General features: G+C 38.3%; 19 protein-coding genes. 6 read left to right on the forward strand and 13 right to left on the reverse strand.

The window, feature by feature from the left end:
• The first annotated feature begins 352 nt into the window (after positions 1-352).
• The 3 genes from GWR14_RS01270 to GWR14_RS01280 all read left to right on the forward strand — a co-directional run bounded on the left by GWR14_RS01270 (position 353) and on the right by GWR14_RS01280 (position 3,636).
• The gene (locus GWR14_RS01270; protein ID WP_163407138.1) at positions 353-1,366 is read left to right on the forward strand and encodes a glycoside hydrolase family protein; all 1,014 of its coding nucleotides are present in this window, start codon (positions 353-355) and stop codon (positions 1,364-1,366) included.
• A 212-nt stretch (positions 1,367-1,578) separates the two neighbouring features.
• The gene (locus tag GWR14_RS01275; RefSeq protein ID WP_163407139.1) at positions 1,579-2,466 is read left to right on the forward strand and encodes an AraC family transcriptional regulator; all 888 of its coding nucleotides are present in this window, start codon (positions 1,579-1,581) and stop codon (positions 2,464-2,466) included.
• Positions 2,467-2,760: 294 nt separating this feature from the next.
• Complete coding sequence (locus GWR14_RS01280; RefSeq protein ID WP_163407140.1) at positions 2,761-3,636, forward strand: nuclear transport factor 2 family protein; 876 nt, start codon at positions 2,761-2,763, stop codon at positions 3,634-3,636.
• Positions 3,637-3,764: 128 nt separating this feature from the next.
• On the opposite strand, the gene GWR14_RS01285 is transcribed toward GWR14_RS01280, so the two are convergent.
• The 13 genes from GWR14_RS01285 to GWR14_RS01345 form a co-directional block, all read right to left on the reverse strand.
• Positions 3,765-4,823 (reverse strand): glycosyltransferase family 9 protein, encoded by a 1,059-nt coding sequence (locus GWR14_RS01285; protein ID WP_163407141.1) that lies wholly within the window; start codon positions 4,821-4,823, stop codon positions 3,765-3,767.
• 544 nt (positions 4,824-5,367) lie between these two features.
• The gene (locus tag GWR14_RS01290) at positions 5,368-6,519 is read right to left on the reverse strand and encodes a hypothetical protein (RefSeq protein ID WP_163407142.1); all 1,152 of its coding nucleotides are present in this window, start codon (positions 6,517-6,519) and stop codon (positions 5,368-5,370) included.
• A 138-nt stretch (positions 6,520-6,657) separates the two neighbouring features.
• On the reverse strand, positions 6,658-7,362 hold the full coding sequence (locus tag GWR14_RS01295; protein WP_163407143.1) for an ABC transporter ATP-binding protein: 705 nt from the start codon (positions 7,360-7,362) through the stop codon (positions 6,658-6,660).
• A 4-nt stretch (positions 7,363-7,366) separates the two neighbouring features.
• Complete coding sequence (locus GWR14_RS01300) at positions 7,367-8,593, reverse strand: ABC transporter permease (RefSeq protein WP_163407144.1); 1,227 nt, start codon at positions 8,591-8,593, stop codon at positions 7,367-7,369.
• A gap of 7 nt (positions 8,594-8,600) precedes the next feature.
• Entirely contained in the window at positions 8,601-9,737 is a 1,137-nt protein-coding gene (locus tag GWR14_RS01305) for an efflux RND transporter periplasmic adaptor subunit (protein WP_163407145.1), read from the reverse strand.
• A 1-nt stretch (position 9,738) separates the two neighbouring features.
• Positions 9,739-11,031 (reverse strand): TolC family protein, encoded by a 1,293-nt coding sequence (locus GWR14_RS01310; protein WP_163407146.1) that lies wholly within the window; start codon positions 11,029-11,031, stop codon positions 9,739-9,741.
• Positions 11,028-11,411 carry a hypothetical protein gene (locus tag GWR14_RS01315; protein ID WP_163407147.1) on the reverse strand — a complete coding sequence of 128 codons (384 nt, stop codon included), beginning with the start codon at positions 11,409-11,411 and terminating at the stop codon, positions 11,028-11,030. Before GWR14_RS01315 ends, GWR14_RS01310 begins: the two co-directional genes overlap by 4 nt.
• 156 nt (positions 11,412-11,567) lie before the next feature.
• Positions 11,568-12,416 (reverse strand): phospholipase A, encoded by an 849-nt coding sequence (locus GWR14_RS01320; protein WP_163407148.1) that lies wholly within the window; start codon positions 12,414-12,416, stop codon positions 11,568-11,570.
• 106 nt (positions 12,417-12,522) lie between these two features.
• Entirely contained in the window at positions 12,523-13,002 is a 480-nt protein-coding gene (locus GWR14_RS01325) for a hypothetical protein (RefSeq protein ID WP_163407149.1), read from the reverse strand.
• 6 nt (positions 13,003-13,008) lie between these two features.
• Positions 13,009-13,806, reverse strand: coding sequence for a DUF4249 domain-containing protein (locus tag GWR14_RS01330; RefSeq protein ID WP_163407150.1), 798 nt, complete (start codon positions 13,804-13,806; stop codon positions 13,009-13,011).
• 2 nt (positions 13,807-13,808) lie between these two features.
• On the reverse strand, positions 13,809-16,130 hold the full coding sequence (locus tag GWR14_RS01335) for a TonB-dependent receptor (protein ID WP_163407151.1): 2,322 nt from the start codon (positions 16,128-16,130) through the stop codon (positions 13,809-13,811).
• Positions 16,131-16,238: 108 nt separating this feature from the next.
• Entirely contained in the window at positions 16,239-16,982 is a 744-nt protein-coding gene (locus tag GWR14_RS01340; protein ID WP_163407152.1) for a LytR/AlgR family response regulator transcription factor, read from the reverse strand.
• On the reverse strand, positions 16,983-17,963 hold the full coding sequence (locus GWR14_RS01345; RefSeq protein WP_163407153.1) for a sensor histidine kinase: 981 nt from the start codon (positions 17,961-17,963) through the stop codon (positions 16,983-16,985).
• A gap of 267 nt (positions 17,964-18,230) precedes the next feature.
• On the opposite strand from GWR14_RS01345, the gene GWR14_RS01350 reads away from it, so the two are divergent.
• The 3 genes from GWR14_RS01350 (at position 18,231) to GWR14_RS01360 (ending at position 21,446) form a co-directional block, all read left to right on the forward strand.
• Positions 18,231-18,842, forward strand: a complete 612-nt coding sequence (locus GWR14_RS01350) for a TetR/AcrR family transcriptional regulator (protein ID WP_163407154.1) — start codon at positions 18,231-18,233, stop codon at positions 18,840-18,842.
• A 159-nt stretch (positions 18,843-19,001) separates the two neighbouring features.
• Positions 19,002-20,339 carry a TolC family protein gene (locus GWR14_RS01355; RefSeq protein ID WP_163407155.1) on the forward strand — a complete coding sequence of 446 codons (1,338 nt, stop codon included), beginning with the start codon at positions 19,002-19,004 and terminating at the stop codon, positions 20,337-20,339.
• Between the two features lie 51 nt (positions 20,340-20,390).
• Positions 20,391-21,446, forward strand: coding sequence for an efflux RND transporter periplasmic adaptor subunit (locus tag GWR14_RS01360; protein ID WP_163407156.1), 1,056 nt, complete (start codon positions 20,391-20,393; stop codon positions 21,444-21,446).
• Positions 21,447-21,493: the final 47 nt, after the last annotated feature.

Raw genomic sequence — 21,493 nt, forward strand, 5'->3', positions numbered from 1 at the left:
TTAGAAGGTTATTTCATGGAACACAAAATTTGGGTAAAAATAAAACAATATGATAAAAACCATTTTCAATTTGTCTATTCATTTCCTTTGCTAATACTGTTTTATAATCATCTGCATTTATAGCCAGCAGCGTGTTTCGCTTTTTTAATAATCTATGATGCGCTAAGGAAAGATTGTTATAAATGAATGTTTTTAACACTTATTTTGTTGTAAGTTTATTTTAATTGGTTTGAAATGAGTTATTTGTATTGTTGTTTGATAAAATAAGATGTGTTTTATCTTACTTAAAACTAAATATTTGTATCGAAGTTTTTTAAGGCCTTAAACTCTTCATTAACTTAACAACTATCTTATGAAAAAACCACATTTTATTAAACAGAGTATTAAAACAGCAAATGTTTTATTTTTAGCTTTAAGTATTTCAGTATTTGCAGGCTGCGAAGAATCTGAAACAGATCAGACAGCTTCAGCTGCGAAAACAGAAACTACCGAAGTGCCATCAGTATTAAATTCAGGTTTAACCTCGAAAACGGGATCCACCTTTGGAGATATAGGAAATGGAGTTAATTTACAGCCTTCTTATTATAATGGCGGAAACTGCGATTTGGGCTGGAATTTAATGAAGCAGAATACTAAAATCAAGACTGTTCGTATTGAAGTAGAGCCAGGGCAGGAAACCAATGCAAAAAGATGGATATCTGAGGCAAAATCAAACGGTTTTACTGTAATTGTTTCTTATCACAAATCCAGTGTGCTGGGGTCCGACAGCACATCTGAATTGAATGCGGCGGCTACCTGGTGGAAAAATTATTACAGCTATCTGGGAGGAAATTTTATCATTAACCTGACAAACGAGTGGGGAAGCCACAACATTACCCCATCTGCTTATGCAGCGGCCTATAATACGGCAATTACAGAAGTTCGTAAAGTGTACAGCGGAACTATTATTATCGATATTCCGGGCTGGGGGCAGGAAACAGCTACAGCAGCCTGCGCCGTAAAAGGATGTTCGACGGGACAAACCAAAATAAATGACACCAAAATTATTCTCTCTGCCCATATTTATCCAGGTGCATATAATCAGGCAAAAGGCAGATATATGAATACTTCTGATATTGATGACCTTGCTTCGTCGGGCAGACAGTGCATGATTGGCGAATTCGGCAACAGCGGCGGTTCTGGTGCAGATTGGTCAGGTATTGTGGATTATGCTAAAAATAAAGGCTGGACGGTTTTAGGCTGGGCGTGGAATGGAGATGGAGGCTCCATGAATATGATAACGCCTCAATTTCAGTCATATACCAGCGGAAGTGCAAAAACATATTACAAGAGTTCTTATTTCGATATTGTGTATAACAAACTGTAAGTAAGATTTTATGCCGCAGATTTTAACTGCTGAAATCTGCGGCTGTAAAATAGACAGCATTTAAACATTTTTGAAGAAATAATTGTTTTGTCAAATGAATAAAAAGCCTTTGAGAACATTTGTTTAAAGGCTTTTTCTATTATATTTATAACAGAATTACCTCCTTATTTAAATTTGTCCAGAGCTTATTGAAGTCTGTAAAAAATAATCCGATGAAATCTAAAATTTTAAACTATGCTTTTAAGCCGGGGCTCCCGCAGGAGTTTGAAATTATTGAGATGGACCAGCTTTACAGGGAGTTCTCGGAAACACTTACAAAACCGCACCGCACCGGTTTTTACCACATCTTATGGTTCCAAAGCGGAAATCCTGTGCATCTGGTGGATTTTAATCCAGTTCAGGTAGAACCTGATACCGTTATATTTCTTAATAAGGATACTGTTCATAAATTTGATGATTGGGGGAACTTCAACGGCAAAGTGATCTTATTCACTGAAAATTTTTTTATAAGAACCGAAGCCGATGTAAAATACCTTCGCAGCAATGTTTTGTTCAATGATTTATTTGCTGTGTCACGGATTAGCCTTAAAGATGTAAAACCGATGTTTGAACAGACCATAAAGCTTATTGAGGCAGAACTCTTAAACCCTGGAAGTCCTCTGCAGTCAGAGATTATAAAAAACCTGCTTCATACCTTATTGCTGCTATCGGAGCGTGAACGAAAAGAGCAAAACCTTGAGGAAGAGAAAAGGGGAGCTGATCTGGATTATGTGATATTATTTAAAGATCAGGTGCAGCAAAATTATAAGAAGCTGAAAACGGTCAGCAGTTATGCTGAAAATCTCAGCGTTACGGAAAGAAGACTTAATACGGCCACATCTAAAGTTTTGGGAAAATCCCCTAAACAGCTCATTGATGACAGGGTAATGCTGGAGGCGAAACGATTGCTTGCCCATACTTCAAATAGTGTAAAAGAAATAGGTTTTGACCTTGGTTTTGATGAACCTACCAATTTCATAAAATACTTTAAGAAACATCATGATGTTACACCTGTTGAATTTCGTGAATCTTTTAATTCCCGCAGTAAAATCAGCCTTTAGAGATTTTACAGCCATCAGATACAGGCGGCATATTTTTATAATTTCTATTTAACCCCTAACTGCCGGGAGTAAAACAATTTGTTTACTATTTCTAAGATACGCCGCACTTAAATCAAAAAAAGGATTCAATAAAACCCGTAATTCAGCTGACGGCTGTAACTCAATAATACAGTATCTTTAGACATGCTTTTTATTTAAGCACTGTCGAAAAGTATCACATAAAAGCTTATTTCTACCTTTTCTCAGCTCTAGTGCCCCGCTAACTTTGCCCTTATCAAAACAAATTTTATGATTATGAAAAAAACATTTATTACACTGCTGATCCTGACAGCTTCTGTAACAGGGGGGAACGCACAAAAGAAAAAAGGGACGAACACTAAAAAAACAAATAATATGGAAATTTCAAATAAGGAAAAAGTAACAGCACTTTTAAAAAGCATTGAAACCGGTGCAGCCGAACCGGCGGGATATATTAATCCAAATAAATATATTCAGCACAATCTGGGTGCTGCTGACGGGCTGGCCGGATTTGGGGCATTATTACAGGCACTTCCTCCAAATTCTGCAAAGGTGAATACCGTTCGTGTATTTGAGGATGGAAATTTCGTGTTTGCCCATACGGATTATAATTTTTTTGGGCCTAAAATCGGATTTGATATTTTCAGATTTGAAGATGGTAAAATAGTGGAGCATTGGGATAATCTCCAAGAAACGGCTAAGCCTAATCCCAGCGGGCATACAATGACTGACGGTCCGGCAGAAGTAAAAAATGCAGAAAGCACAAATGCTAATAAGGCCCTTGTTGAAGCTTTTGTAAATGATATTTTAGTTAATGGAAAAATGGAGAAACTAGCCGGGTATTTTGATGGAGATAACTACATTCAGCATAATCCGCAGATTGCAGACCAGCTTTCAGGCCTTGGCAAGGCGCTGCAGTATTTAGCATCACAAGGCATTACCATGAAATATGATAAAATCCACAAAGTTTTAGGGGAAGGTAATTTTGTACTGACTGTCAGTGAAGGTTCATTTGGAGGACTGTACACTTCTTTCTATGACTTATTCAGAGTAGAGAATGGGAAAATAGCTGAACACTGGGATGTTATTGAAACGATTGCCGGGAAAGAATCCTGGAAAAATAATAACGGAAAATTTAATTTTGCAAAATAACAGATAAATTTTCAGAATAATTTTGACAGTCATCCTTGTGATGACTGTTTTTGTTTTCATAGCCAGAATAAATACGCCATTAAAAATGCTGCTTATAAAGCCGTTTGAGGCCAAAAGAACAATAACTCTTATTTTTTCTGCAGGCGATAAAGAAGTATTGTTTCTAATATCTCAATTATATCATCCACATTGTTATCAGATGTTTCAACAGGGATGCTGTTACTGTTATAAGGTCCGTATTTTAGAGGATCTGTAAGATTGAACAAGCCAATAACGGGGACTCTGGCAGCACTCGCCAAGTGCATTATTCCACTGTCAGCCCCAATAAAAACAGATGTATTGGCAATTACTGATCCCATCTCCCTAATGTCGTGACTGTAAAATGCCATAGCTTTAAATCCTATTTTTGAAACATTTTCAAAGGGAAGGATTTCAATAACAGTATAATCGGAGAAATTAAGCCGTATTTTTTCATAAAATTCTTCCCACCATTCAGAGGAAAGGCTTTTATCTCCATAGGTAAATAAACTGATTACTTTTTTTCCTTCCGGTACAATTTTGCTCAGAATTCTGCGTCCGTTAGATAATTCTGAAAGATCCAGTTTTAGGTCAAGATACGGAACTCGATCAGTCAAATCGAAAATATTTTCCTCAGTTATGGCAAACCGAAAATCATAAACAGGAGCTTTGGCTGCATGCTTAAAATCAAAATATATCTGCGCTATAGATTCACTTAATGAATTGCCAAAAAACTTAAATCTAGAATGTGCAAATTTAACGGCTAATCTTCCTGAAAGAGATTTTTTATCCGCATTAATCGCCAGATCATAATCTCTCTGCCTGATCAGCAGCCAGAATTTCAGATATCGAAAAGGCTGCGTGAAAGGCTTTTTAGGAAGCTGGATAATTTGATCTATATTGTTGTAGTTTCTAAATATTTCGGATGCCAGGTTTCCTTTTACAAAAAGGTCAATTTTACATCTGGGATATGTTGCGGTAACTTCCTGCAGAAGCGGAGTGATAAATAAAAGGTTTCCAAGTTTTCTGCTGGTGCAGCAAATTAATACTCTTCTGATATTTGTGACGGGGCCTTTACAGGTATAAGGGCTCTGCCTGAGGTTAATTTTCTGTTTAAAAATCTGAATTACAGGTGCTGTGTCTAAATTCTTGCTGCTTTTAAATTTCATTTTCATATGACTGTCAAAGTTATTTACTGAGAAAACTTTTAATTAGAGAAAAGTCAAACGGGCTGATATAGAAAATTACAGGCTTTATTTTAATCCGCTGTTAAAATAAGCAATCATCTAAAATACAGCGTTTTAAAATCGACGCAATACGCAAAGTTATAGACGAATGCCCGGGCTTTGTGTTATTAAGTAAGAATAATAAGCGTTTAGAAGATTAATTCTATGAAGTATGCACGAGATAATAGGCGAATTACAGTAGATAGGGACCGAGTGAGCATCAAAATTTTAACAAAATCAACACAGCTGATCTTTTTTAAGAAACCCAATCAGCTTTTTTATGCAGCTAATGAATTAATATTTTGCCATCAGACAAAATATTAAAAATCAGCAATATTAGAATTCTGCCGCAGCTATAAATAATTTTTTGTTTAAGTTTCAGCAATTATTTAATAGACTTCTAAGGGGCGCTATCCTAATAATAACCGGATAACTATTTAGCCGTATTAATACCCCAAAGACGCGGCAGAACCTAATGTTTAAAAATTCAATTCTTTTTTTTACCTGAACTGCCTAGGGAACCAGGGTTGATTGTTGCCGAAATCCCTAAATTTATTCCCATAGCGAATGTGTTTACGCTGTTGTCTGATTTATTAATGAAATAACGCAGGGGTACAGAACCGTTGACTTTTACAACAGGAGAAAGGCGGTATTCGAGTCCCGCATCCAAAACAGGTGTATAATAGCTGTTTTCGTTTGTTTTTGCCGATACCCCTGTTGATTTTATTTTTATGCGGATATTGGTCATGGAATACATCCCAAAGCCAAAGGAGGTAAACAATCGTAAAGGTTTATCAGGATTGTCATAATATCGGAACATCAGTTCCCCTCCAAACAAAACAAAGGAATAGATGTTTCCTTTTTGATTGGATTGAACCTGCTGCATAATAGCGCTCTTGTCCGGTTTTTTAGATCCCATATTAAAATTAAGTAGCACTGCAGTTTGTGATGAGAGAGATTTTCTAAAACTAAGGCCGTAAGTCCCCACAACATCACTGGTACTATTTAGTTTTGGCCCAAAAAAAACTAAAGGGGAATAAAAGAATGAGGCATCAAAATTTCGTTTATAGTTTAACATTTTTTTTGCCTGAATCTCTTCACTGGTATAAACCTTAGGGTTTTTGTAAGCTTTGCTGATCAGTGCAGCATCGAGTTCGGTTTTTAATTTTTCTAAACTGCTTTGGCTATTATTGATAATGTTAAAGGGGTAGCTGCTGTTTTTAATGAAAAAAGGAGCATCCGGATTTGTCAGGCCTGAGGCACTGACCAAAAAGAAAACCGATTCATTAACATCATGAATATAGGCTACGGTGTAAATGATTACGTTGTAGCAGTTTAAAGGAATTTCGTTTTCTTTGCTTAAGATGTTGATATATAAAAAGTTATAATCTTTGAAGAGACCTGAGTTTAAATACGGGTTGCTTTCATTATACGCTTTTAAATCTGCTCCCTTTGCATCTATAACCAGCACCCCTTTTGGAAGCGGTGTATTTTCTTTAAATAAGTACTGGCTGTAGCAGTTTGCTCCAGGGGAATTGTATTCGTATATTTTTTGTGAAAAAATCAGTTGTGCTGAGAGCAGGCTCAGTATCATCATGGCTTTCTTTTCAGAGAGCAGCGCAGTTATTAAATTAGGCATATGGATTTTAGATTTATGTGGTGTAAGAGGGTTTTATATATGAATCAGGAAATAATTTTTACTTAAAAGAGCAGTATTTTAAATTCACTTTTACATTTATCATCTTTAGGTATATATCGCGGTTTCTTTATAAGTTATCTAATCAAATAAGAGTTTTCGATGGTTTGTTATATGTCCGTCTTCGAGTTCAATTGTCCTGTCGCTTGCTTTGGCAAAATCATTATCATGGGTAACTGCAATTATGGTCTGGTGTGTCTCATGGGAGAGCTGCTTGAAAATATCATATACAATCTGCGTATTCTTGCTGTCCAGATTCCCCGTCGGTTCGTCACACATTATTATTGCGGGGTCGTTTATCAGTGCTCGGGCTATTGATACTCTCTGCTGCTGGCCGCCGCTGAGTTTAGAAGCCTGTTTTAATGCCAGATCTTTCAATCCTAAAGCTTCCAGTTTCTGATATGCTTTTTCTTCAATTTCCTTATAACTGTACGTTCCCAGTTTCAGGGCCGGGATCATGATATTTTTCAGGCATGTAAATTCGGGCAGCAGGTAATGGAACTGAAAGACAAATCCGATATGCCTGTTTCTGATTGCAGCGAGTTCATCGGGTTTTTTCCCTGTAATTTTATTTCCCAAAATATGAAGTTCACCGTCGTAATCAGTATCCATTGTGCTGAGGCAGTAGAGAAGGGTGGACTTTCCTGAACCGCTTTTCCCTACTAAGGTCAGAAACTCGCCTTTATAGGCCTGAATGCTTATATCATTTAATACTTTGAATTTGGAAGGTTCATAAAAGTATTTGCCTAAATTGTTTGTGCTGAGCACCAGTTCTTTGTTATCCATCACTTTATTTTCTAAAAATTGATACCGGGTCTACATTGGCTGCTTTTTTTGCCGGGAAATAACCGGCGCAGATTGTGATAATTAATCCCAGCAGAAAACTCTGGGCAAAAAGCTTTGCTTCAAAGTAAATCGGGAAGGTGGAATTTGTTCCGCTGAGCTGAATATGTGATAAGACATAGATTAAAGCACCTCCAAAACACAATCCTAAAAAGTTGCCTATTATGCCCATTATAACGGCTTCTGTTATAAAAATCCGAATAACATCTTTTCCTTTAAACCCTAAAGCTTTTAAGATGGCAATGTCATTTATTTTCTGGGTTATTGTAGCACTCAGGATATTGTATATCCCGAATGCCGCAACAAGAAGAATGGAAAGGGAAATGGAAGTCATAAGTGTTTTTCTGGTCACATCACTGCTTAATATGTCAGCATTGCTGGTTTTCCAGTCTTCAACCGTATAAGGGGTCAGCGCCTGTAATTTTTGAGCGTACTGGGTTGAATTATCCGAATTGACTGTATTGGCATAAATAGTGGTGACGTAAGAAGATCCTTCTTTTAAAAACTGCTGGGCAGTGCTGATATTCATAAATGATTTTGAATCGTCAGTCAGACTATTTCCCATACTGAAAATCCCAACAACTTTAAGGACTTTACTCACACCATAGGAAGAGGTGACTGTAATGTTATCATCCATATTTAAACTGAATTTTTCAGCTATGCCTTTGCCTATAATGATCCCGTTTAAATTCTGTTTTAAATTTTTTACATCCCCGGCCAGCATATAGGCACTGGTATTGTACATCTGGGCATACTCAACCATATTGACGCCGTCACTTGTGCCTTTGAGCTGGGTTTTGCCTTTGTTGTAAAAAACAGAGACATCCACAACTTCAATTGCATTTGTGATATAGGGTTCTTTCCTGACAGTATTGAGCAGGGACTGGGGATTGATTATTGTTTTGGATAAGGTTGTTACCTGCGGATTTACAATAACATTTAAAGTGGATTTATCGCTGCTCAGGACGCTGCTTGTTTCATCTTTTTTATAAATTTTAATATGCGCATTATTTTTGAATATTTCCGCTGTCCCGTATTTATTAAATCCCGAACCCAGGGAATTCATGAAAAGATAAATAGCTACCCCTATGGTTACTCCCAGAGCAGCTACTAAAGTCTGCTTTTTTCGGGTAAGAATATGGGTGAGGGCAATGTCGTAATTGATGTTTTTCATAACACGTTTATTTTAATTGAGAACCTGCTTCTGAAGTCTTGATATTGTTCTCCGGAAGGTTTTCGGTTATTAAAGTGGTGTTCTGGTCAATGCCCGAGAGAACCTGAACCCAGTCATTGCTGATGAAATTAGTGACTACTTTCGTTTTTTCTTTTTGTCCCTTAATTTGGACGTAGTTAGAAAAGTCAAGGTAGTTTCTTGGGATCAGCAGGGCATTTTTCTGAACCCCAATAATAATATTTGCCTGAAGCTGGGTATTGACAATATTAAAGCCTATATTATCTTCAAAATAAATTTTACAGATAAAAGACTGTGTGGCATCATCAAAGGACGAGTAAATCTCAGAGACCACACCCCTGTAGTTTTTACTTTTATTGATGTTGAGCTGGACAACAGCATGCTGTCCGATTTTTATTTTAGAAATATTGGTCTCATCAATATTTACTTTTGCATAAATAGTATCAGCATCGCCAATAGTAGCAATAACATCCCCTTTTTTTACAAAGTCGCCCTGCTGTTTTAATTTTTTATACACCCTTCCAGGAACGACAGCCTTGATTTCATTTTTACTTAAAATAATTTTATTTATTTCCTTGGCAGCTTTGTTTGTAATGAGCTGCTGCTGGGCTTCCTGTTTTAATTTTTTGTAATTCTCGACTGCCGTCTGATAATTACTTTTGGAAGTATTGTAGGTATAGAGTACATTTTCATAATCTACTTTAGCAATGCTGTTTCTCTCTGAAAGTGATTTGTAGCGGTGTTCCTGCAGGGAATCCAATTCCAATTTTTGTTTCGCAAGAGTAATAGCGCTCTGTGCCTGTACCAGTGCCGGAGCATTTGAGGACATATTGAACTGTGAAATCCGGAACAAATCACTTGCACTCTGCGTATTGAAATCACTTTCCCTGTTGTCAAGCTCTGCCAGTATCTGCCCCTTGTAAATTAAATCTCCCTGTTCAAAATTTATATTTAATAAATAACCGTCTGACTGGGCTGTTAAATCATAAGTACCTTTTGCTTCGAGTATACCCGATGCAAAAACGGATTCGGTAACATCTTTTCTAATAGGTTTGGTTTCGGCTGTTTTTTTTCCGCAGGATGCTGCCAGCAGCGATAAAACAATAATGATTAAAGACTTTTTCATATTATCTGATTTTATTATTGATGTCAATTTTTGCAAGTGTTAAGTCAACATTGATTCGTGATGAGATAAGGCTGTATTCTGCGTTTACCATTGAATTATAACTGTTTAAAGTATTTTCCAGAGACTGCAGTCCCTCAGCGTACAGATTCTTGTTTTTTGCATAGGTATCTTTTCTCAGGGCAAAAACCTCTTTATTGGACAGAAACTGGGATTTATTTTTACTGTATTCGTTTTCCAGTTTTTTAACTTCCAAAGCAGATTTGATTTCAGCCTGCTGAGAAGAATTTTTTGCCAGCTCATATTCATATTTCGCATTATACTTTTTAGAGGTCATCGTATAGTCAGGAAACGGCATAGAGAGTTTAAGCCCCATATAACTGCTTTTATACCAGGTTCCTTCAAAGAGTTTAAAAGCATCATTGTACTGCTGTGAAGAAGAATTGGTTATAAATGACAAACTTGGCAGTATGGATCTTTTTATCTGTTTCAAGGACCTCAGGGCATATTTTTCCTGCAGCATTGAATTCTCGACATTGAGTTTGTTTTCTTCTACTGTGGGTACAAAAAGTTCTGAAAAATCCTCTTTTTTGTTCTCTATTATAATTTCTTTTTCTTCGGGAATGTCGCAGAGTATTTTCAGGCTTAAATAATTCTGTTCAATAAGGTATTGAATCTGATTGGTGTTTTCCTGTGCATTTAGAAAAGCAGACTTAGAATCATTTATATCCTGCTGTTTCACCTGTCCCTGAAGGTATTTATTTGAGGCGATCTGATAGAGTGTATCTGCTACAGCCTGATTCTGCACTGCACTTACTTTCTGCGCCTGCAGCGAAACAATATTGTAATAATTGGCGGCAATGTTTTCCTGAAGCTCTTTTAATGTTATCATTGAATTTGAGCTGGTCAGGTCAATATTAATTTTAGCCAGTTTGAGTCTTTCCCAGCCCTCAAAGTTGATCAGTTTGATGTCTAAAGTCTGATCAATGGAAGTATTATACTGCTGTCCAAGCTTTATTTCATTATATTTTCCAGGATTGTTTTCATCGGGAAATAATGTTACTCCCAGTTTGGTGTTATTTTTAAAGGTTAAAGTCTGAGTGCCTGTGGGATCCAATATACTTATAACAGCGGCAAGTTTTGCCTTTTTTGCCTTTGTGAGCTTAATAGTATTGCTCTGCAGCGTTAAACTGTTTTTGGAAGCATATACTAAAAGGCCGTCCAGGTCCGTAAATTTTTCCTGTGCACGGGTATGGGACACTATAAGCAGTATTAGAATTAAAATGATTTTTTTCATGACTGCTTTGTTTTTGAAAAATAAACCACTCTTGTTATCAGGAATTTTTTAGCGATCACTTTTATCCTGCTGCTGCTTTCAAAGCTCACCGTTACACTAAGGGTAATATCTTTGTCGGCCGGGATAAGGGTTCCTGTGAAGTTCTTTTCTTTCGGGTTGTATATAATTTTCTTAAAGACAATTTTTCCGTAATTTTTATCGGTTTTGTCATTTAGTTTTCCGTAATATGCGCCGTCAGTGGCTAAATAAAATTCTACAGAAATACCCGGTTCACCTTCACCTTTCCAGTTTCCAATTAAGGTATTAGGATCATAGGCAGCAGTTTGAAAACTCATAAGGGCTATAGCACTAAGGCTGATAATAATTTTTTTTGCGTTCATAATTTGAAATTTTATACTGCAAAAATGTTCATCTGGGATCAGGTATGAAACTGTATTGAATGCGAACTGGACAAATAATGTTTAAAGTGGACAGAAACCCATTTTTAGCTGCTGCAGGCCTTAAAATGAAGTATTTGGCCTGATTGAGGTTTGTTTTTAGAAGAAATTCATGAAATTGGGTTTAATTATAATCCCTGCCCTGATCATGCTTACTTTTTTATCGTACTGCAGAAGACTCTCCCCATAGCCGTGAAATCCCTGCAGCATCAGGTATAAGTTGGAAGATTCCTTGGGCTTCATAATCAATTGGGTTTCTATAGAGCCTTTCCATGACCAGGAAGCACCGGTCTTAAGGTTGATTTTGGCATAGAGCCTCTGGGGTTTGAATATATAGGTTAATCCCAGATCACTGTATCCAATATATTTTAAAAGATCGGGATTGTCTGATTTAGAGCCGAAAGGGAGGACAATTTTAGCTTCCAGAAGTACTCTGCGGCTGATTTCCTCGCTCCAGTTCAGCGATACAAAATTCCAGCTTCTGGAAGAAAGACTGTCTTTACCATTGGATTCGTGTTCTACCATTAAGGAATAATACCCAAGTCTGCCTTTTTTAGTCATAAAAGGCCTTATCATGCCTATACCCGGATTAAAATTAATATCCCTGAAAGGAAACGATTCTTTGTAAATGTCCCAGAATGCTTTTTGAGTATAGGTCAAAAAGCCGTATACGTTGTCAAATACAGGGTTTTTAGACAGCCTGTATTTAATGCTGATTTGAAACTTGGCATCGGAATTATCCGAGGAGGGCGGCTCCCTTAAGGTGGTGCCGGTGGAGAAGTAATTGTCTTTATAAGTACTGAAGGCAGGCTGGCTTAGAAAAATTTCAGTTGCCGTTAACTTGTTGGCTGCTTCTAACTTGGTTATGGAATCGTTCTGTGCTTTCACATTGAATATAATAAAACAGAACAGAATTATAAGATTGATTTTTGTTTTTGGATAATCCATGGCGGGTATTGTATTATTTGACAGGCATTTTTGGTGCTGTGGTATTTTTTGAATCTAATTTTTGAATTGTCAGAGGTGTGGTGCTTATAATTTAAAAGCCCTTTTTTTACTGCAGTTTTCTCATTTTGAATTTTATCCCGGCGCAAGTGATAATCAGGTCATATGACTTAGTTTTTGGATTAAGTACAAAGTTGTAGCTGTTTTGTACTTCTGAATTCTCAAAAAATAAGGTCTCGCTGCCGGGAAGAATTATTTTGTTCCAATTGTTATTTGCTATAGAGAGCCGGTTGTTTTTAAGTGAAATAACAATCCGCTGTGAGGAGTCTGTGTCAAGTACAAATATGCCTGTATAACGCTGCAGTATTGTATCCTGAAGCCTGATTATTTTTTGTTTCCCATAAGAGGTATCATCCGGGGAATTTTGATAAAAACCTTCACTGTAATAATAAGCGGCATATTCATAGGAACACAGATTATAGATCCATGTAAATCCAAATAAGGCAAAAGAGATAGTTATGAATTTAAAGAAAGCCATGATGCTCCACCTTTTCATTAAACTATTGCTGTAAATTCTACTGTCTCTCATGCTGTTTTATTGAATTACCATGCTTTTGGAAGCAGTGGTATGGGCAGAAAAATAACCTAACGCCCCGTTGTTTATATTACTTGGCGGATTTGCGGGGGTCACACTGCCTCCCGGGCCGCCGCCGCCGGAGATTTGGATCAGGGCACTGTAATAGGTATATATATTTTGATCGATACACTGCATCTCTACATTTATAATATCACCAGGTACAATTTCGTCATCGTCGTCCAGGGACGGCATTATAGTTCTTTGGTTTACCATACCGTTGTTGATATTATCAGAAAATACCTGAAGGGTTTTATCTGTTTTGCCGTCAATGGTCAAAATGAACAGATAACGGTTGCCCAGAAAAGAGGGATCGGTATAAACAGGCAGGATATTATAAGTGGTTTCACCTGCTATGGTAATGGAGTCCTGAATCAGGCCGTCGAGGGTAACAGGGGAGGGCATTGTGCTTTGTGCGGAGTAATTTACCCCGTCAATGAGTACATTGAGCGTATAGGTATTACCCGGGCTTGAAACCAGACTGCTTGTCTTGTAGCGCCCGTCTCCTTCGTACTGAAGCGTTTCACTCTGTCCGGTATTATCACTAATGGTTACTACAGCATCAGTAATTGCAGGGTATTGGTTATCTTCGGTAAAAGCCACCGATCTGGTGATACGGACATAGTAAGGTCCCTGCTGGTCTGTGATATTTCCTTCAATGACAATGGTGCCGCTTTTGTCATCGAGCTGCAGATCTATTTCTTTTTCACAGCTGCTGAAAAGAAAGGCGCAGAATAGTATAAAAAGTATATTTTTCATTTTTAAAATTTGAAGTTATAAGTTACGTTTGGCACCCATCTAAAGAGTGATGTCTGCATGGCACGGGTCGTGCCGGGCTTATCAGGATTGTCTTCAAAAGTTATGGTGTATGCATTCTCACGACCGTAAACATTGTAGAGGCCAAAAGTCCAAGAGCCGTGGAATCGCTTTTTTTTATTTGGTTCGTAGGTAGCGCTCAGGTCCATTCTGTGATAATCCGGCATCCTGTCTGCATTACGGCTGCTGTATTGAAAAACCGTCTGTCCGTTAAGTTCGTATTTTCCGGTAGGAAAGGTCACGGCATTTCCGGTGCTGTAAACAAAGAGTCCGGACAAAGACCATTTAGGATTAAGGGTATAGGTGGCTACTACTGAGAGGTCATGGGTTTTATCCAGACGTGTATTATACCATTTATCGTTATTAATACCGTCTATCTTCCGCTCTGTTTTTGATAAAGTATAGGATACCCATCCGGTTAATTTTCCGCTTTTCTTTTTTGCAATAAGTTCGACACCGTAAGCCCTTCCTTTACCAAAAAGCAGTTCGCTTTCGACATCTTTTCCTGCATCAAAAGTGATTTCTGCCCCATTTTTATAATCAATCTGATTCTGCATATCCTTATAATACACCTCAGTATTTATCTCGTAGTTGTTATCGGAGAAGTTTCTGCTGTACCCCACACTGAACTGATCAGCAATTTCAGGTTTTACTGTATAACTGCTTCCAATCCACTGATCCGAAGGACTGCCCGAGCTGCTGTTGCTTAATAAATGCAGGTTTTGTGTATTTCGGGAATATCCGGCCTTTACACTGCTGAGTTCATCAATACGGTAATTGGCTGTCAGACGCGGTTCCAGATTAAGGTATGTTTTGCCCAGAGTGCCTTTCTCAAGATCCCTGCTGCCGGTAAGCTCGCCGTTCTGATAAATATTATAGGTATCCCCGCCGATGATCGTAAATGCAGAAAGCCTTAATCCGTAATTGAGAGTCAGCTGCTCGGAGGCTTTGAAATCGTCATTAATATATAAGGCATTTTCCCATGAGTACCTGGTTTTTTTAGGGTAGCTGTCCACACTGGTACCTGAAGACTTGCTGGGTGTTATGCCGTGATATATGGACTGAAGCCCAAATCTAAGGGAATGTTTGCTGCTGGCAAACCATGAAAAATCCTGTTTGAGGTTATAATCTTTAATTTGGGAATTAAGCCCCAGATTACTGCCTGCACTTTCAAAATTTAATTTATAATCGTAATTGCTGTATATGAGTGAAGTATTTGAAAAGAGCTGCCTGCTGAGAATACTGTTCCATCTAAGGGTCGCTGTTGTATTTCCCCAATCGGTGCCAAATGTACTTCCCAGTCCCAGTACATCACGTCCGAAATAACCCGAGAGATAGATGCGGTTATTGCTGTTGATCTGGTAGTTGGCTTTGATATTAAGGTCATAGAAGTAGAGTTTGCTGTCTTTGAAATCTTCGCTGCCCCTAAGAAATAAATCAGCATAAGTCCTTCTGCCTGATATTATAAAAGAGGACTTGTCTTTTTGGATAGGGCCTTCTACGCTCAGTCTGCTGCTGATAAGTCCGATACCTCCCGTTACATTGTAGTCCTGATTGTTCCCATCTTTCATCTTCACGTCCATAACCGAGGAAAGCCGCCCCCCATATTGTGAGGGGCTGTTTCCTTTTATGATACTGGCATCTTTTAAGGCATCACTATTGAAAGTGCTGAAGAATCCCAAAAGGTGGGAAGCATTATAAACGGGGGCCTCATCAAGTAAAATTAAATTCTGGTCAGCGGCGCCGCCCCTGACGCTGAAACCGCTGCTGCCTTCGCCATTGCTTTTAATGCCGGGAAGCAGCTGGATGGTTTTCATTACATCCTTTTCTCCGAAGAGCACCGGCAGTTTTTCTATTTTTTTAATGTTTAGGGTTTCAATACCCATCTGGGCCTGAGAGAGATTCTTGTCTTTTTTTACAGAACCCACTACCACTTCATCCAGTGCATTTGTCCTTGGGGTGTCCAAAAGCCAGTCCAGACGGATATTTTTATTCAGGGTAACGGACTTCTGCTGCTGGTCGAACCCTGCGTAACTGCAGAGTATGGTATACTCTCCCTCCGGCATTGAGAGGGAATAGAAACCGTATTCATTGGTTATCGCTCCAGCAGCAGGATTTTCCGCTATCTGCACAGCAGCTCCTATCATGAACTCACCGTTATTTTTATCTTTTATGGTTCCGCTTATGGTGTATTTCTGGGCCATTGCCACAGCGGAAGAGAAAAGCATCGCAGCTAATGCAAAATGCCTTATTAAAAATGTTTTCATTTATTACTGTGTTTTACAGCAAAAATGAAAAAGCATTACTAAGTTTTAAGGATATTTTAAATGAAGTGGACAGAAAGGCATATAAAGTGGACAAAAAAATAAAATGCATCAATTTTGGGAAAGCCATTCCAGAAAGTCTGTAACTTTTTCTTTCCCTACGAGTATTTTTTCGGGAAAATCAATGTTTAAAGTCAGTATTATTTTGCGGTGAAAATACTGTGAGGCTGAATTGACAGCTTTGCGGTTAATTAGAAACTGGCGGTTGGCCCTGTAGAAAAAAGGAAAAAATTTCTGCTCCAGGATATCTAGTTTTGGCCCCAGAACCCAGGTTTTTTTATCAAAAGTATAGGCAATAACGGCATTGTCCTGAATGTAGAACAAGGCAATGTTATTTCCTGATATTGGGATGATTTTTTCCCCCTGATAAACAATAACAGAAGGCATTGACTGTGTTTTAAAGGTGCTGATTATTTTAGCAAAGTCAACAGGGGCTTTAGGCTGTAATAATTTAAATTTCTGAAGAGCTTTTGCAACGGCCTCGTTAGAGAACGGTTTTATAATATAATCGATGCCCATCGAATCAAAAGCTTCAAGGGTATACTGGTTGAATGCCGTACAGAATATAACGGGAACCTTATTGTCGACTTCTTTGAATATATCAAAGCTTAATCCGTCGCCGAGTTTGATATCGGAAAAGATCAGGTCAATATCGGGTGATTTGGACAGGTATTCGATACCTTCTTCCACCGATGGTATTACGGCTTTAATAACCGCTTCTGGTATAATAGATAAGATTGTTCTTGAGAGATCTTCTGCCAGGGGTTTCTCATCTTCAATTATTATAATTTTCATCTATGATATGGTCGGAATTATGACTGTGAAATTATCCTCGGTCTGATTTATTATTATTTCTTTATCGGTTATAAGCAGGTACCGGTTATTGAGGTTTGAGAGTCCGGTATGGTTTTGTTCGACATGTTTTGCCGGGATTTTAATATTGCTTACCATTAAATTATCCTCAAGATAGGTGATTGAAAAATGCAGGGGCCTTTTCTTTGTAAAATGATTGTGCTTGAAAATATTCTCAACGAGTGTCTGTAAAGCAAATATGGGAATTTTGTGGTGGAAAACTGCCGGCGGTATATCAATGCTGCAGGAGAAGGCATCCTCAAAGCGTACTTCCTGCAGGGCAATATAGTCCCTCACAAATTCCAGTTCTTTTTCCAGAATTACTACATCTTCTTTTTGGGAATGAATAGAATACTGTAGAAAATGGGACAAACGTATGGTATATTCAACTGCTTTTTTCTCATTTGTAGAGATGAGCGACTTTAAAACCCCCAGAGCATTGAACAAAAAATGAGGCTGGAGCTGCTGTGCTAAAACCAGTTTCTGAGCCTCACTGTTCTGAAGCCTGAGTTCCTGAACTTCTTTTTCGGCAGCGTTTCTTTTAAAATCAGCCACTATAGTCCGGCATAAGATCATAATAACGGCATTGGGAAGCAGCGAGATGAAAATACTGTAGACGAGATGCTGATTTTCTATAGAGTATCTGGAAAGATCCTCAAAAGGCAGCATAGCCTGGGAAAGCAATCTTGTTAAAAAAATGACAGCATGGGCAATTAAGAATTTCCATATCAGATGCAGATGAGGAAGGTTTAATGCTAAATAGATATGGGCTGCCCACAGTATAAGGGTGGCAACGGTAATAATAGCAAAGAAAAGAAGGGAGAAGCTTAAACTGAGATTATCTACAAAATATGCCGGGCTTGCCGCATATAAAGCAATTATCGGAGATATAAGGAAAGCATTGAGCCAGAGTTTCTTTTTCATAGATTTGATTATCAAATGTGACAAAATTATACTTTTCTCTTAAATATTGCCTTTGTTTAGGATAAGATTAACCTTAAAGTATTATTTTGTATTTATCTGCAGAATTTAAATTTTAATTGCTTGTTTATTAGTGTATTAATTGTTTTGTTTGAAATTAAAAAACTTTTTGAAATCGATATAGATTTAAAATTTTCATAAATTTGACATAAAAGTTTGCAGAGTTAAATTAATATTCGACATTTGTGTCGAACAAAAAAGTCGAACACTATGTTATATGATGAATCTGCTTCAGATACCAAGACGCTGATCAAAATTGCGGCAAAAAAGATATTTGTAAAAAGAGGTTTTGCCGGGACACGATTAAAGGAGATTGCAGATGAGGCTAAAATCGGGCGTACTGCCCTGCATTATTATTTCCACAGCAAAGAGAATTTGTTCTCAGAGGTTTTAAAAGATTTTTTCTCAGCGATAGGTTCCAGAGTTACCAATTATGGTGATCTGGACAGGCCGGTTATTGACATTATGAAACAGTTTGTAGGAGGATATATTGAAAGTGCGATACAAACACCCGAAATAGATTTATTTATGCTTAATGAATTTAATGAAAATCCTGAACTTATGCTCATGGCAAGAGACAGTGATGATAAGGACCTTCCAAGTTATTTGATGAGCGCCATTCAAAAAGCCTGCGCTAATGGAGAGCTTAAAGGAAATCCGGAGCAGATATTTATTTCTTTAATGTCAATGTGTATGTTCCCATTTGCCGGTATGGGAGCGATAAAAACCTTTATGAAGCTCACTGATGAAGCTTATATTAATCTGATGAATGAACGCAGGGAATACCTGCTTAAGTTTGTTGAAACGGCATTTCTGCCGTAATATTTTTTTGCTCTGTATTCGACAAAAAAGTCGAACAAAAAAGTCGAATATTACATTTGACCTGTAAGAAGAGGCAAAAATTTTTTATACATAATTCGACAAAAAAGTCGAACAAAAAAGTCGAACCTAATAAACCCAATAAATAAAGATTAAAATAGTATGAAACACAAGATTTACATCTTCTACTGGACTATCTTATCTACGATAGTGATAAGCGGAAGCCTGCAGGCTCAGGAGACTTATACCCTTGAGCAGTGTACAGCCACAGCACTCAGAGAGAGTCTTCAATTAAAAGCAGATGCCCTGGACCTGGATAAAACAAATGCCTCCATAAAGCAGGCGTACAGTGCACTGCTTCCCAGTATTAATCTCAACGGAAGTTATCAATATTCCCCTAAGGTGCAGACTTCGGTGCTGCCGGGAGAAACATTCGGGGGGCAGGCCGGGACTTATTCCGCTGCCCAGCTGGGTGTAGCCCAGAATACATCGGCTACTGCAGAGCTTTCCCAAACCCTTTTTAATGCTTCTGCAGTGATAGCCTTAAAGGCGGCAAAACTTCTTGTGGCGGGCAATCAGCTTCAGATTAAAAGCAGCCAGGAAGATCTGGTGTATAATGTGGCGGCTACTTATTACAATATCCAGTCGCTTTTAAAACAGGAAGAATTAACAGGGCTCAGCCTGCAGAACACGGAAGCGCTATTAAAAAGCAGTATGGATCAGCTGGCAGCAGGGCTTGCCACAGAGACAGATGTGGACCGGCTTACTGTAACCCGTGATAATACCAAAGCAGACCTTGCCGGACTTCAAAACAGCAAGGAAAAGTACTATAACCTGCTGAAAGTTTTAATGAATATGCCGCTGGACCAAGTGGTGAGAGTTTATCCATTTAAGGATGAAGAATTGATTTCAGCATCATTGAATGACTTTGATGCGGCGCAGAAAACCAATTACCTGCAGCTGGTGCAGAACAAAAAAGTTTCCGAACTGGAGTATAAAAATATTAAAGCAGGCTACCTGCCTACACTTTCGTTTTTTGCCAATTATGGTGTAAACGGCTATTATAATGATTTCAGCCCTTTTAAGAATATAAACGACAAATTCTATCCAAGCTCTACTTTGGGCGTGAAATTAAAAGTACCTGTTTTTGACGGCTTCAGCATAAAGTATCAGGCGAAACAAAAAGAGATAGAAATCAGCAAATTAGAGGTACAGACCAAGCAGACCCTGCAGCAGAATGAGAAGGATGCGGCTAATGCACTGGCAGATTTAAACAGTAACCTCATTACGTATCAAAACCAAAAAAGAAATCTAGCCCTGGCACAGAAAGTAATGAATGATATCAATGTACAGTATCAAAGCGGGCTTGTAAAAGTAAGTGATGTGATTAATACCACCAGTGACCAGCAGACAGCACAAAACAATTACGTAACGGCGCTTATCAACATTAAGCAGGCTGAACTGGACCTTAAAAAAGCAAAAGGAAAACTCCTGCCTTGATAGGGACAGGCATATAAATTTTAAACTAGAAGCATTAAAATAAATATAAAAATGAACAGATCAACCAAATTAATTATTACAGTAGTGATTGCAGGGGGCATGCTTGCCGCAGTGGTTTTCAAGCTTATTAATAATAAAAAAGAAGTAGTTTCAAAAGTATACCACCCCGATGTGAATACGGCTGTAATTGTTCAGGCCGATACAGTAAAATCCGGCCGTTTTGACCTTACAAACTCTTTTACGGGGTCATTCAGTCCAAACAGGGAAGTGATTGTCGGCTCGGAGATATCAGGAAAAGTGGTTAAAGTAAATGTAGAAGAAGGATCCCATATACAGGCCGGGCAGGTCATCGCCCAGCTGGACAATGATCTTATCCGTGCCCAGCTGCAGTCTGCACAAGCTAGTTATGATAAAGCTTCCAATGTCCTGAGACGTTATCAGCAGGCCGTATCAGGGGTTACACAGCTACAGATAGACAATGCCAAAACAGATGTTTTGACCTCTAAGGCCGAGATCGACCAAATGAAAAAGCAGTTGAACCAGCATACCATAAGGGCGCCCTTCAGCGGTATTATCACTACCCGTAATTTTGACCTGGGGGCTATAGTGTCGCCAAGTATGGAAATGGCTGCTTTAATAGATATCAGCTCTGTAAAACTTGAAATTAATGTTCCTGAGAAGAGCGTTTCCCAATTCAGATCAGGGCAGAGTATTTCAATCAGTACCGATGTGCATCCCGGAATCTCTTTTCAGGGAAAGGTTGACCTGATTGCATCAAAAGCAGATGCTTCGCATAATTTCATGATACGAATCCTTGTCCCTAATGCCAAGTCTTTATTAAGATCGGGTATGTACGGCACTGTTTCACTGCAGAGCACAGTCTCGGACCAGGCCCTTACAATTCCAAGATCAGCCTTAATCGGATCATCTATAAAACCGCAGGTATATGTGATCGAGAACGGGGCGGCAAAAATCCGTAATATTCAGACAGGCGGAGGAAATGAAACCCGTATAGAGGTTACTGCAGGACTCGACAAAGGCATGCAGGTTGTATCGGGCGGGCTGGTGAACCTAACCAACGGGACTAAAGTATCCATTGCAAAATAAGTTTAATTGTACAGGCCGGATGCACCGGTATGTATCAAAAGTTAAAA

The sequence above is a fragment of the Flavobacterium ajazii genome (assembly GCF_010614725.1).
Taxonomy (GTDB): Bacteria; Bacteroidota; Bacteroidia; order Flavobacteriales; family Flavobacteriaceae; genus Flavobacterium; species Flavobacterium ajazii.